This window comes from Streptomyces diastatochromogenes (assembly GCF_002242805.1).
In the GTDB taxonomy this organism is placed as follows: Bacteria; Actinomycetota; Actinomycetes; order Streptomycetales; family Streptomycetaceae; genus Streptomyces; species Streptomyces diastatochromogenes.
This window is the reverse complement of sequence record NZ_MCGQ01000007.1, coordinates 681,866-694,761: the sequence shown is the minus strand read 5'-3', so window position 1 is coordinate 694,761 and position 12,896 is coordinate 681,866. Positions and strand designations below refer to the sequence as shown.

12 protein-coding genes are annotated in these 12,896 nt (G+C 72.2%); 6 read left to right on the top strand and 6 right to left on the bottom strand.

Going from position 1 to position 12,896, the window contains the following annotated elements:
* Nucleotides 1–159: 159 nt before the first annotated feature.
* Entirely contained in the window at nt 160–1,059 is a 900-nt protein-coding gene (locus BEK98_RS07765; RefSeq protein ID WP_094215617.1) for a MaoC family dehydratase, read from the bottom strand.
* 271 nt (nt 1,060–1,330) lie between these two features.
* On the opposite strand from BEK98_RS07765, the gene BEK98_RS07760 reads away from it, so the two are divergent.
* The 5 genes from BEK98_RS07760 (at nt 1,331) to BEK98_RS07740 (ending at nt 9,526) form a co-directional block, all read left to right on the top strand.
* Complete coding sequence (locus BEK98_RS07760; protein ID WP_094215616.1) at nt 1,331–3,289, top strand: AMP-dependent synthetase/ligase; 1,959 nt, start codon at nt 1,331–1,333, stop codon at nt 3,287–3,289.
* Nucleotides 3,290–3,458: 169 nt separating this feature from the next.
* Entirely contained in the window at nt 3,459–4,379 is a 921-nt protein-coding gene (locus BEK98_RS07755) for a LysR family transcriptional regulator (protein WP_167444096.1), read from the top strand.
* A gap of 231 nt (nt 4,380–4,610) precedes the next feature.
* Nucleotides 4,611–5,429 (top strand): ATP-grasp domain-containing protein, encoded by an 819-nt coding sequence (locus BEK98_RS07750; protein WP_094215615.1) that lies wholly within the window; start codon nt 4,611–4,613, stop codon nt 5,427–5,429.
* A gap of 112 nt (nt 5,430–5,541) precedes the next feature.
* Nucleotides 5,542–6,336 carry an AfsR/SARP family transcriptional regulator gene (locus BEK98_RS07745; protein ID WP_094215614.1) on the top strand — a complete coding sequence of 265 codons (795 nt, stop codon included), beginning with the start codon at nt 5,542–5,544 and terminating at the stop codon, nt 6,334–6,336.
* Nucleotides 6,337–6,508: 172 nt separating this feature from the next.
* Nucleotides 6,509–9,526, top strand: a complete 3,018-nt coding sequence (locus tag BEK98_RS07740) for a BTAD domain-containing putative transcriptional regulator (RefSeq protein WP_094215613.1) — start codon at nt 6,509–6,511, stop codon at nt 9,524–9,526.
* A 116-nt stretch (nt 9,527–9,642) separates the two neighbouring features.
* On the opposite strand, the gene BEK98_RS07735 is transcribed toward BEK98_RS07740, so the two are convergent.
* The 4 genes from BEK98_RS07735 to BEK98_RS07720 all read right to left on the bottom strand — a co-directional run bounded on the left by BEK98_RS07735 (nt 9,643) and on the right by BEK98_RS07720 (nt 11,745).
* Nucleotides 9,643–9,846 carry a hypothetical protein gene (locus BEK98_RS07735; RefSeq protein WP_094215612.1) on the bottom strand — a complete coding sequence of 68 codons (204 nt, stop codon included), beginning with the start codon at nt 9,844–9,846 and terminating at the stop codon, nt 9,643–9,645.
* 175 nt (nt 9,847–10,021) lie between these two features.
* On the bottom strand, nt 10,022–10,672 hold the full coding sequence (locus BEK98_RS07730; protein WP_094215611.1) for a class I SAM-dependent DNA methyltransferase: 651 nt from the start codon (nt 10,670–10,672) through the stop codon (nt 10,022–10,024).
* A gap of 39 nt (nt 10,673–10,711) precedes the next feature.
* Nucleotides 10,712–11,026 carry an AzlD domain-containing protein gene (locus BEK98_RS07725; RefSeq protein WP_094215610.1) on the bottom strand — a complete coding sequence of 105 codons (315 nt, stop codon included), beginning with the start codon at nt 11,024–11,026 and terminating at the stop codon, nt 10,712–10,714.
* The gene (locus BEK98_RS07720) at nt 11,023–11,745 is read right to left on the bottom strand and encodes an AzlC family ABC transporter permease (RefSeq protein ID WP_094215609.1); all 723 of its coding nucleotides are present in this window, start codon (nt 11,743–11,745) and stop codon (nt 11,023–11,025) included. Before BEK98_RS07720 ends, BEK98_RS07725 begins: the two co-directional genes overlap by 4 nt.
* A gap of 68 nt (nt 11,746–11,813) precedes the next feature.
* On the opposite strand from BEK98_RS07720, the gene BEK98_RS07715 reads away from it, so the two are divergent.
* On the top strand, nt 11,814–12,389 hold the full coding sequence (locus BEK98_RS07715; protein WP_094215608.1) for a helix-turn-helix domain-containing protein: 576 nt from the start codon (nt 11,814–11,816) through the stop codon (nt 12,387–12,389).
* 92 nt (nt 12,390–12,481) lie between these two features.
* On the opposite strand, the gene BEK98_RS07710 is transcribed toward BEK98_RS07715, so the two are convergent.
* Nucleotides 12,482–12,685 carry a cold-shock protein gene (locus BEK98_RS07710; protein ID WP_003974443.1) on the bottom strand — a complete coding sequence of 68 codons (204 nt, stop codon included), beginning with the start codon at nt 12,683–12,685 and terminating at the stop codon, nt 12,482–12,484.
* Between the last annotated feature and the right edge of the window lie 211 nt (nt 12,686–12,896).

Here is a 12,896-nt window from a genome sequence, read left to right as displayed (position 1 = left end):
CCGTAGGGGTGCGTCGCCGTTGCCTGGTGCGGATGGTTCGTGGCTGGTCGCGCAGTTCCCCGCGCCCCTTAGGTAGGCGAGCCGCAACGTGCTTTTAGGGGCGCGGGGAACTGCGCGAACAAGCCCCACGCACCCGCACCCGGCGACGGCCATGCACCCCTACCGCGATGAGCCCACCGCCCCCACTTCCCCGCACAGGTGCAGCTGACCCTCACTGCCCCGCAGCTCGAAGCGGCGCACGCCATCCGCGCCGTAGGCCACCGTCCCCGGCAGCAGCACCGGTGCCCGGAACCGGGCCCGGACCACGGCCGCGCCGGGTGTGCCGTGGGCGGCCAGACAGCGGGCCACCGTCCACATGCCGTGCGCGATGGCGCGCGGGAAGCCGAAGAGGCGGGCGGCGAGGGGGTGCAGGTGGATGGGGTTGCGGTCGCCGGAGGCGGCGCCGTAGCGCCGGCCGACGTTCTCGGCGAGCCGCCACTCGGCCAGCACGGGCAGCGGCTCCGAAGCCTCCTCCCGGGGCTCACCGGTCCCGTCGGTCCGGTGCCGGGCGAGGTAGGTGCTCCGCGACTCCCATACGGCATCGCCGCCGGCCCGTAGCTCGGTGACCACCGTGGCCTCGGTGCCGCGCCGGTGCGGGGCCAACCCCTCGATGTGGACGGCGAGTTCGTACTCCCCGGTGGCCGGCAGGCCGGTGCGGCGGACGATCTCGATCGAGGTGTGGACCAGGCCGAGCAGCGGCAGCGGGAAGTCCCGGCCGCTCATCAGGCGCATGGCCAGCGGGAAGCCGAGGACGTGCGGATAGGTGACGGGCAGCGTGTCCGTGCCGTCGGCCGAGCCGGTGGCGAAGCCGCACACCCGCTCGTAGGCGGCCAGCCGGGCCAGGTCGACGCGCAGGCCGGGCAGCACCAGGCGGGTGCGCGGGAAGTCCGCTTCCGGGGACGGGCGCTTGAAGGGGGAGCGCAGGGCGCCGCGGGCCAGCAGCGGGGCCAGCGCGGGGGCGGCGGCCAGGGTGAAGCGGCCCGGTGTCGTGCCGGTGAAGCTCAGGTGGCGGTCGGCCATGTCCAACTCCCGCGCGACTCGGTACGAAGTTCTTACTCTGGAGTAAGGTTACCGGAGGTAAGGCCCTGTCGCGGCGCAACCGACCAGGCGGGTGGGCCGGGAAGTTGAAACCCCCTCACATAACCCCCGAGGCTGCACACCCCCGGCTCCGTACCACCCCCGAACCCGCACAAGCCCCCCACAGCGGCCTCGTACGATCACCTGCCTAACCGGCGGTAACCCGTGCTTAAGGCTCGCCGGTGAACACCTCGCCGCACGAGGTACGTACGTCATGCAGCAAGCAGTTCGCCGCTGCACGCCCCAGGAGCCGCCCGTGTCAACTGATCACGTAGTCCAAGCCACCGACTACGACGGCCTCCCGGTCCTCGTGGAGCCCGAGACCCGGCGGCTCGACGGTGCCGTACGGGAGGCGTACGTCCCCCCGTTCGCGCCGCCGGTCAAGCACGGCTCGCTCGCGGACCTGCCGTTCGACAACGCCGAGACGGCCCCCGCCGCGGTCGTGCTCAGCCGCCGGCTCGCCGACGGCCGCTGGACGGACGTGACCGCGGCGGACTTCGCCGGGCAGGTGCTCGCGGTGGCCAAGGGGCTGATCGCGGAGGGGCTCGTGCCGGGCGACCGTATCGCCGTGATGGCCCGGACCACGTACGAGTGGACGCTGCTCGACTTCGCCGCCTGGGCGGCCGGCCTGGTCACCGTCCCGATCTACCCCACCTCCTCCGTCTTCCAGACCCGCTGGATCCTGCACGACTCCGGCGCGGTGGCCCTGGTCACGGAGACCCCGGGTCAGGCCGCGGCCATCGGCCCCGAGCTGGAGCGCATGCCGGACCTCAGGCACCTGTGGGTGATGGAGAAGGGGCATGTGGAGCGGCTGGCGGAGCTGGGCGCCCAGGTGCCGGACGGGGAGGTCGGTGTCCGCCGGGGCATGCTGGGGCCCGACACCCTCGCCACCCTCATCTACACGTCCGGCACCACCGGCCGGCCCAAGGGCTGCGCCCTCTCGCACGGCAACTTCTTCGCCGAGGTCGACAACGCGATCGAACTCCTCTACCCGATCTTCAAGGCGAAGTCGGGGGAGGACGTGTCGGTGCTGCTGTTCCTGCCGATGTCCCATGTCTTCGGGCGGATGGTGGCGATCGCCTGCGTCCGGGCCCGGGTACGGCTCGGGCACGCGCCCAGCCTGAAGGCGGAGGACCTGCTGCCGGACCTGGCCGCCTTCCGGCCGACCTGTCTGCTGACCATCCCGTACATGCTGGAGAAGGTCTACAACTCCGCGCGGGCCAAGGCGGAGACGGGCGGCCGGGTGACCGTCTTCGACCGCGCGTCCGCGGTGGCCGTGCGCTACGGAGAGGCGCTGGAGGCCCGTCAGACCGGCACCGGCGGCGGACCCAACCGGGCCCTGAAGACGGCCCGTTCCTTCTACGACCCGCTGGTCTACCGGCGGATCCGCAACGCCATGGGCGGCAAGGTCAAGTACGCCATCTGCGGCGGCTCACCGCTGGGCCGCCGCCTGGCCGCCTTCTACGCCGGCGCCGGCATCGAGATCTTCGAGGGCTACGGCCTCACGGAGACCACCGGCGCCTCGACGGTGACCCCGCCGCTCAAGCCCCGCCTGGGCACGGTCGGCTGGCCGCTGCCCGGCACCCGGGTGCGGATCGCGGCGGACGGCGAGATCCTGATCGCGGGCGACCATGTCCTGCGCGGCTACTGGGACCCGCAGGCCGGCGGAGTCGTCCCCGCGACCCGGGACGGCTGGCTGCCCACCGGCGACCTGGGCGAGCTGGACGACGAGGGCTATCTGACCATCACCGGCCGCAAGAAGGAGCTGCTGATCACGGCCGGCGGCAAGTCGGTGGCACCGGCGCCGCTGGAGAACTGGCTGCGCCAGCACCCGCTGATCTCCCAGTGCATGCTCGTCGGCGACGGGCGCCCCTACGTCGCCGCCCTCATCACCCTCGACCCGGACGGCATCACCCACTGGCGCCAGATGAACGGCAAGCACCCGGTGCCACCGGAACTCCTGGTCGGCGACCCGGAGTTGGAGGCCGTCCTGCAGCGGGCGCTGGACGAGGCCAACAAGCTGGTGTCCCGGCCCGAGTCGATCCGCCGGTTCGCCGTGCTGCCCGTGGACTTCACCGAGACGGCGGGCCATCTGACCCCCTCGATGAAGCTGCGGCGGCAGCACGTCATGCAGGACTTCGCGGCCGAGGTGGAGAGCCTCTACACACGCTGAAACGGTCGGCACCCGCTCCCGCCGGCCCCGCCTCGGTCCGGACTCGGCGAGGAGCGTGGAGCGGGTTGCCGCCTGGGTCGGTCGCGGCCCGCCCTCGATCCTGGTACGGCCGCAGGAGCCAGTCAATCCTAAGGTTTCCTCCGTAAACCCCAGTGATAGCTTGGGTGTTGTGACCCTCGACGACCTCCGTGTGTTCGTGGCCGTGTGCCGGGCCGGGAGCCTCAGTTCCGTCGCACGGGAGCTGGGCTGCACCCAGTCCGCCGTCAGCCAGCACGTCAGGCGGCTGGAGCGGGAGACCGGCGTGGCCCTGCTGGAGCGGCAGCCGCGCGGGGTCGTGCCCACCCGGGCCGGCCGGATCCTGGAAGCCGCGGCGGCCGAGGGGATCTCGGGCCTCGATCTGGCCGTACGGCAGCTGCGCGATCTCCTCGACGGGCACAGCGGACACGTCCGCGTGGCCACCGGTGCCACCACCGTGCGGCACTTCATGTCCGACGCCGTCGTCACCTTCCGGCGCCGCCATCCGCAGGTCAACCTCGAGTTCCGGACGGTCAGTTCCGGCCGTGGCAGCTTCGACGCGCTCACCGACGGCACCCTGGACCTCGCCTGGATCACCCTCGGTCCTCCGGTGCGCGGCATCGAGCAGCGCGCCGTGGTCGAGCTGCCCTGGGTGCTCGCCGTCCCCGCCGACGACCCGCTGGCCACGCGCACCCGACTGGATCCGGCCGATCTCGCCGACGTACGGCTCATCCGGCTGCCGCCGAACTCCGCCTCCGCCGCCCAGCTCGACGCCGCCTGCGCCGAGTGGGGCGTCCGGCTCGGTCACGACACCAGCGTCGCCGACTGGGACACCGCGCTGCTGCTGGCCGAGCTGGGGGTGGGGCGGGCCGTCGTCCCCGCGGTACCGGGGCTGCCCGTGCCCGGTGAGGGCGCGCTGCGGCTCGTGCCGCTGCCGGGGCTGCGGCCCCTGCCGGTCGGCTGGGCGGTCCGCCGCTGGGACGCGCTCAGCCCGCCCGCGAGGGCCTTCGCGGACACGGTCGCCGAACGCTGCGGCCCGCCACCGGTGCGCCGAAACGCCCGCACAGCGCGGTAAACCGGATGTTCTGTTTTTGCCGTGAATCCGCCCCCGGCAAGTGCCGAGGAACGGGTAGCGTAGGAGGGATGCACCCGTGTCCATGGTGTGTCGTCAACTGGTCAACCACACAGAAGAAGTGAGCGTCTTGGGCCCACGCACCACCTCGGGAACCGGCCGGGATCGGATCGGTAACGCCCGCTCGTAGCCTGCCTTTCCACCCTCGCCGACTCCGTCACCACGAGCAGAGGCATGAAAGAAGACAACGACGTCCGCCGGATCTTCCTGCTGAACCCTGACCAGCGCCTCGTCCGCGAGGCCGCGCACGCCGGTGTCCAAGTGCGCTCGATCCGGGTCGACGCAACGGACGAGGCGGCCCTGCGCGCACCGCTCGCGGAGGCCGCCGAGGCCGGGCTGTTCGTCAACCCGGCCCGCGCCCTCAGGGTGCTCTCGGACCCGGCGGCCGTACAGCGCCTGGTCCGCGACAACCGGCTCTCGCCCGGCGGCACCGAGGTCGCGCCCGGCGATCTGCGGCTGACCGTGGAGACGCTGAGCGTGCACGGTATGCACCAGGCCGTCGGGATCACCGCCCGCACCCCCTACGGCCTGCTCCACCCCGCCCCGCTCACCGACGACACCGCCGCCGAGGTGCGCGCGGTGGTGACCGCGCTGCTGGATCTGACCGGATACCAGTACGGGCCGGCCCACATCAGCGTCGCCCTCACCCCGCGCGGGCCGGTGATCACCGGCTGCCGGGCGGGACTCGGGGACGACCCGGTGCCCGAACTGGTCAAGGTGGCCGGCGGGTTCGACCTGGCGGCCGGGGCCATCGAGGTGCTGGCCGGGCGGCTGGTCGACGCGGTGCGGCCGAACCGGTTCGCGGCCGCGGTCCTGCTGAGCCCGCCGTGGCGCCTGGAGACCACCGAGGTGGGGATACTGCCGCACGTCCGGTATGTCTCGCCGCCCGAGGCGCTGCGCCCCGGACACCTCGTCGTGCACGCCGACTCGCCCGAACTGGCGGCCCGGCGGGTGGCCTCCCTCACCGCCCTGGTCGTCGGCGACGGCGGCTGACCGCAGACCGGGAACGGATCGGGAACGATCCGGTACAGGGGCACCGCACTGTTGATACGTCGCCGGAAGAAGGACGACGACGCCAGCGACATCAACGGGAGGCGGAGTCAGGATGCTGAAGTTCTCGATCCTCGGGGCACTGCAGATCCGTACCGTGTCCGGCCCGGCGGAGATCTCCGGCGACCTGCAGCGGACCCTGGTGCAGACCCTGCTGGTCAGCGAGGGCCAGCCGGTGTCCGGGGAGAGCCTGGTCGAGGAGATGTGGGGGGACGCCGTCCCCGACAACCAGGCCAACGCGCTCCAGGCCCATGTCAGCCGGCTGCGCCGCAAGCTGCGCGGTCTCGAACCGGGCCGGGCCGGGTCCCGGGTGACCATGCACCCCTCGGGCTACCGGCTCCTGGTGACCGAGGGCGAGCTGGACGCCGCCGAGTTCGTGCGGGCCGTACGGCAGGCCGAGTCGGCCTCCCCGCAGGACGCGGAGCACACCGCTCGGCTGCTCGGCGGCGCCCTGGCGCAGTGGCGCGGCCCCGTCTTCGGCGGCTTCACCGGCGGGACGCTGTGCCAGCTGGCCGGCGCCCGCTACGAGGAGTACCGGATGCGGGCCATGGAGCTGCGCTTCGACGCCGAGCTGCGGCTCGGCCGGCACGCCGCGGTCCTCGCGGAGCTGACCGAGGCGCACACCAACCACCCGCTGCGGGAGCGGTTCTGCGAGCAGCTGATGATCGCCCTGTACGGCTCGGGACGGCAGGCCGACGCCCTGGACGTCTTCCGCCGGATGCGCCGCCACCTCGACGACGAACTCGGCATCCAGCCATCTCCGGCCCTGCGTCAGGTGGAGAGCGCGATTCTCTGCCATGATCCGGCTTTGGCCGGTGATGTTCGATCCTCTCTCCTTCAACTTGCGTAAAGGGTTAGCTTTTGACTGGGGCCAAGACGCGCCGCACGGTAACGTGAAGTCGCCTTCCAGCGTGGCCTGTTCGGGTACAACCTAGGATTGTCCCGAACATCTGGGGCTGGTGCGTACGCGATGGGGCGGGGGGGACGGGTTCGTGGAGTCGGCGGTATCCGCTCGGCCTGTCGTGCGTTTCAACATCCTCGGCTCGTTGGAAGGCTGGCACGGCCAGCGCCGGCTGAGACTCGGCAGCCCCACCCAGGAGCGGGTTCTCGTCACTCTCTTACTGGAGCCGGGGCGCATGGTGCCGGTGCCTCGGCTGGTGGCCGCCGCCTGGGACGACGAGCCGCCGCAGACCGCCGGCCACCAGATCCGCAAGGCCGTCGCGGCGCTGCGCACCCGGATCCCCGGCGGCGCCGGGCTGATCGTCACCGACGGCGCCGGATACCGGGCCGTCCTCGGCGAGGACCAGCTAGACCTGCACGAGTTCGGCCGGCGTTCGGCCGAGGCCCGGCGGGCGGTGGCCGCCGGGCAGCCCGCCGAGGCCGTCGGGCATCTGCGGGCCTGTCTGGACCTGTGGCGCGGCCCGGTCATGGCCGGAGCGGGCGGTTCGGTGATCTCCGCGGCCTCCGCCGCCCTCGAGGAACGGCACATGGCCGTCGCCGAGCAGTACTTCGAGCTACAGCTGGAACTCGGCCAGTCCACCGAACTCGTCGGACCTCTACGCGAGTTGGTCACCGCGCACCCGCTGCGGGAGACCCTGCGCGGGCGGCTGATGCTCGCCCTGTACCGAGGGGGCCGGCAGGCCGAGGCGCTGGAGGAGTTCGGCCGGGTGCGCGAGCTGCTCGTCGAGGAGCTGGGCATCGACCCGGGCGCCGAACTGACCCGGCTGTACGAGGCCATCCTGCGCGACAGCCCCGAGGTGGCGCCCCGGGTGCCGCAGTCCGTGGCCGACCGTGCCGCCCTGCTGGTCCCGGCCCCCCTCGACCGGCCGTCCGAGACCGACCCGGCGCCCTGCACTCTGCCCTACGACCTGCCGGACTTCACCGGCCGGGACGAGGAGCTGGCCCGGCTGCTGGAGGTGGGCCGGGCCCCGGCCTGCGGATGCGGCCGGATCGTCGGCGTGGACGGCATGGGCGGCAGCGGCAAGACCACCCTGGCCGTGCACGCCGCCCACCTGCTCGCGCCGGACTACCCCGACGGGCAGCTCTTCGTCGACCTGCGCGGATTCAGCCCCGGCGAGAAGGCGCAGGAGCCGGGTGCGGTCCTGCACTCCCTGCTGCGTACCGTCGGCATCCCGGACGACCGGATACCTGACGACCTGGAGCGGCGCACCACCCTGTGGCGAACCGTTTCCGCCCAGCGGAAGCTCCTGCTCCTGCTCGACAACGCCGCCGACGCCGCCCAGGTACGGCCGCTGCTGCCCGCCTCGGAGGACTGCCTGGCCATCCTCACCGGCCGGGTCCGCATGCTCGAACTCGACGGTGCCGAGTGGCTCCCGCTCGGCCTGCTCTCGGCCGAAGACAGCACCACCCTGCTCACCCGGATGCTCGGCGCCGACCGCACCTCCGCCGAACCCCAGGCCGTCGACCAGCTCGCCCGGCTGTGCTGCGGCCTGCCCCTCGCCCTGCGCATCACCACCGCCCGGCTGCGCAACCGCCCCCGCTGGACCATCCAGTACCTGGTCGACCGGCTCGCCGACGAGACCCGGCGGCTGCGGGAGATGAGCGCCGGTGAACGCAGCGTCGAGGCCACACTCCGGCTGTCGTACCAGGGGATGGAGGAGGACCGGCGCGTCGCGTTCCGGCTGCTCGGCCTCCATCCCGGCAGCGCCATCGACGTCCACTCGGCCGCCGCGCTGCTCGGCACCGACGTCCACGACGCCGAGGACGTCCTGGAGCACCTGCTCGACGCGCATCTGCTGGAGCAGCATGAGGCGGGGCTGTACGGGTTCCACGATCTGGTGCGGACGTATGCGATGAGTGTGCGGGAGGCGGAGGACGACGAGGGGAGCGCGGTCGAGCGGCTGGTGTCGTACTACACGCTGGCCACGGACCGGGCCTGCGAGGTGCTCTTCCCCGGCCGCGAGCGCTTCGTCGAGCCGCCCGAGCAGGACCCGCCCGAACTGCCCCGGCTGGACGGGGACGAGCGGGCGCTGCGCTGGTTCGACAGGGAACACGAGGCGCTGCTCGCGCTCGTCGCGCAGGCCGGCGCCCAGGGTCTGCACCGCTCCGCCGCGCTGCTCGCCCGCAACGTGCTCTTCTACCTGGACCTGCGGGGCCACTACGAGGAGTTCCGGGTGGTCGGTCGCATCGGCGTCGATGCCTGCCGACAGCTCGGCGACCCGACGCTGCTCGGCGTCTGCCTGGGCAACCTGGCCGTGGCCCACTGGTGGTTCGGCGACTTTCAGGATGGGATCACCACCGCCCAGGAGGCCCTGGAGTTGGCCGCCATCGACGATCGCCGAGGCGAGGCGATGTGCATCGACGTGCTCGGCATGCTGCACGGTGCGATAGGCAACTTCGACGATGCGCGCATGTACCTGATCCAAGGCATCGCTCTGCACCGGGAGTTGGGCTCGCCTCGGGCCGAGGCTGTGGCGCTGGCCAACCTCAGCACCGTGGAGACCTGGGCGGGCCGGTATGCCGAGGCGGCCCGGTGCGCGGCCCAGGCCACCGAGCTGAACCGGCGCCTCGGCGAGCGCAGCAACGAGATCTCCTCACTGACCTGGCTGGCACTGGCCCACCTGGGCACCGGCGAGGACGAGCGGGCGAGGGCCTGCCTCGCCCAAGCTCTCGAACTGTGCGACGAGTCCCGGAAACCGGCGAACGTAGCCGTCGTCCTCGCCCAGTGGGCGCGGGTCTGTCAGCGCCTCGGCGACATGCGTTCGGCCGCCGAACACGCCGAGCGCGCCATTGACCTGGTCTCCGCCGAGGGTACGGCCCTGCGCCAGGCGACCGTGGCGAACGTGGTGGGCCTGGTCCACCTGCGCAGCGGCGCACCCGAGCAGGCGATGGAACTGCATCGTCACGCCCACGATCTGGCCTCCCGCCTGGGCTATCGTTTCGAAACCGCCCGCGCCCTGCACGGCATGGCGGAGGCGGCGCAGGCGCTGGGCGACGAACCGATGGCACGTCGGTATCGGGTTGAGGCGGAGGAGCTGTACGACGCGATGCGAGTGACGGAGGAGGGGCGGCGTCTCTAGGCAACGGCCTTGTGGACGGCGGAAAGCACCGGGGCGGCTCGCATGAAGAACGGCACCGACGGGGCGTGAGCCCGGCCGGTGCCGTCGATGCTGCAGTGCGCGGATCGTCAGCGCCGTCAGTACTGGACGAGGCCGGGCGGGCGCTCGTCCGCCAGAGCCGGCCCCGACTGTCCCTGGCCCCCCGAAACGCCGGAGACGATGTGCACCAGCGCGTCCTGCACCCCGGTCGCCGGAACGGCCGCCGCAATGCCGAGCGTCAGTACCCCTGCGCCGGTGAGCGCGGTCAGAGCCGTCTTCGTACGCAGTGCGATGGTGCGCATAGGTTTATCCCCCAGGAAGAGACGGATCGTGATCCGGTCGCCGGGCTTCTCCCCGACGCCGCAACCGATGCTCGTGGCGAGCGATCCTGATGCCGTCCCCGCCGGTTCCCGGCACGGGGCGGGCTCCCGGTACTCCCGATTTCAACGGCCCTGGGGGCTCCTGGGGCCAGGGGCTCTACGCGGGCTTCCGGGCGAACAGGAAGGCCTGCGGGACCGATTCGCCGAGGTCGGTGTCGGGTTCGCGCACCGTGCGGGAGCCGAGCGCGAAACCGGCGGCCGTGAGCAGCTCCGCCAGGTGCTCGGGGCGGCGCCGGTGGAAGTCCAGCGCCACCGGGTGGCCCCAGGGGCGGTCGAGGCGGAGGGGTTGCTCCCCGGCCTGGAAGGCGAGCAGGAGGTGGCCGCCGGGGGACAGGACCCGGTGGAACTCGGCGAACAGCGCGGGCAGTTCGTCCACCGGGGTGTGGATGGTCGAGTACCAGGCGACGACACCGGCCAGGGCGCCGTCCGCGACGGGGAGGTCCAGCATGGAGCCCTGCTCGAAGCGCAGCCCGGGGTTCTCGCGACGGGCGATCGCGACCATGGACTCGGACAGGTCGAGCCCGAAGACGTCCAGGCCGAGGGAGGCGAGGTGCGCGGTGATCGGCCCGGGGCCGCAGCCGAGGTCGGCCACCGGCCCGCCGGCGCCCACGAGTTCGGCGTACGAGGCGAGCAGGGCGCGCTCCAGGGGCTTGGCGGTGTGCATGCCCCGGAAGTGCTCGGCGTAGTCGTCGGCGATGGTGTCGTAGAAGGTGCGGGTGGTGGCGAGGAAGTCGCGGCTGTCGGTCATGGGGAGGGACCGTAGCCGGGGCCACTGACAGGCCTCGGGCTAGGCCACCCCCGCCAGCCGCAGCACCGCTGTGGTCGCCGCCGCGCCGAGGACCACCACCGCGAACGGCGCCCGGCGCCACGCCAGGACTCCGCCGACCAGCACCCCGGCGGGGCGGGCCCAGCCCGCGAAGCCGCCGCCCTCGGTCAGGGCGCCCGTGGCCAGCAGGGCGACGAGCAGGACGATCGCGCCCGCGGACGCCAGCTCCTGCACCCGGGCCGGGACCGTCACCCGGCCGTGCAGCAGCGGGCCCACCAGGCGGAAGGCGTACGTGCCGACGGCCAGGGCCAGGATCATGGCGACCGTGGCGTTCATACGGCGGCCCCGGCGGGGCGGCGGTGCAAAAACAGCCCGGCCAGCGCGAGCAGCACCGGCACCCCGGCCGGCACGGCGGGCGTCACGGCCAGGGCCAGGGCGGCGCCGAGCAGGGCGCAGCGCCGTACCGTCGCGTCGGCGCGCAGGGCCGGCAGGACCAGGGCCACGAGGACGGCGGGGAAGGCCGCGTCCAGGCCGTAGCGGGCGGTGTCGCCCAGGGCGCGGCCGGCGAGGGCCCCGGCCAGTACGCCGACGTTCCACACGAGGAACAGGCCGATCCCGGAGATCCAGAACGCCCTGCGCCGCCGCTGCGGATCGGGCTGGGCGAGGGCGAAGGCCACCGTCTCGTCGGTGACCAGATGCGCACCGAGGAAACGGGTCGCGCGACCGGTACCGATGGTCTCGGCCACGGCCAGACTGAAGGCCGCCGTACGCGTGTTGAGCAGCAGACCGGTGGCCGCCGCGGCCAGCGGGCCGCCCCCGGCGAGAAGCACCGCGACCGCGCTGAACTGGGCCGATCCCGCGTACACCACCAGCGACATCAGCACCGGCACCCACACCGGCAGCCCGCCCGCGACGGAGATCGCGCCGAAGGAGACACCGACGATGCCGCTGGCCAGCCAGACGAGGGAGCTGTCCCGGACCAGCGAGCCGGCCTCGGGACTACGGAGGAGCCCGCTACCTCGGAGAGGTGAGCTTGTTCGGAGTAGCGAACGCATGTTTTCTACAATGAACAGCGAACGCCCTGTTCGTCAAGGCGAACGATCGTACCGATGGAGCGAACGACATGTCCGAGGCACCGTCCGGGCCGCCCGCCCGGCTCCCGCTGGAGTGGATCGCCGCGTCCCTCAGGCGTGAGCGCACCCGCACCGGGCTGTCCCTGTCCGAGCTGGCCAAGCGGGCCGGGATCGCGAAGTCCACGCTGTCCCAACTGGAGGCGGCGAGCGGGAATCCGAGCATGGAGACGATCTGGGCCCTGGCGGTGGCCCTCGGGGTGCCCTTCAGCGCCCTCGTGGAGCCGCCCACGCCCGCGATTCAGGTGATCCGGGCCGGCGCGGGACCCACCGTGCACTCCGAGCGGTCCAGCTATCTGGCGACGCTGCTGTCGGCGAGTCCGCCGGGCGCGCGCAGGGATATCTATTACGTCTGGCTGGAACCCGGGACCGTACGGGATTCCGATCCGCACATTCCGGGGACCACGGAGCACATCGTGGTCACGGAGGGGGGTGTCAGGGCCGGACCGCGCGGGGAGACGGTCGAACTGGCGCCCGGGGACTACATGTCCTACCGCGGGGATGTGCCGCACGCTTACGAAGCGCTCGCCGCCGGAACCAAGTTCGTACTGATCATGCAGCACATGTGAACCGGAAATGAACGGGAAAAGGCAGGAGCCCCGTCGCCGGAAGGCGCGGGGCTCCTTGGGTACTGCACTCAGGTTCTGCGGTCAGGCAGAGCTCAGACGGGGGTGACGTTCTCCGCCTGCGGACCCTTCGGGCCCTGGGTCACGTCGAAGGAGACCTGCTGGTTCTCCTCCAGGGAACGGAAACCCTGGGCGTTGATCGCGGAGTAGTGGACGAAGACGTCCGGGCCGCCGCCCTCCTGGGCGATGAAGCCAAAGCCCTTTTCGGCGTTGAACCACTTGACGGTTCCGGTAGCCATAAGCCCTCCTTGGGCTCAAAAGGGTTGCCCTGCTCCAGAACCTGCACGTGCGAAACGGTGCTGCACAACTGCATTCGTCTGAAAACGACGAGAGCCCGCGGTTACATGCTCCGCAGGCTCTGTACTGCAAGGGAAACCAAACTGCAACTTGCGGCGAGCCTAGCACGCGGGCAGCCGAAAGCAATAGAGGTCAAGATCACGTCACCCGAAT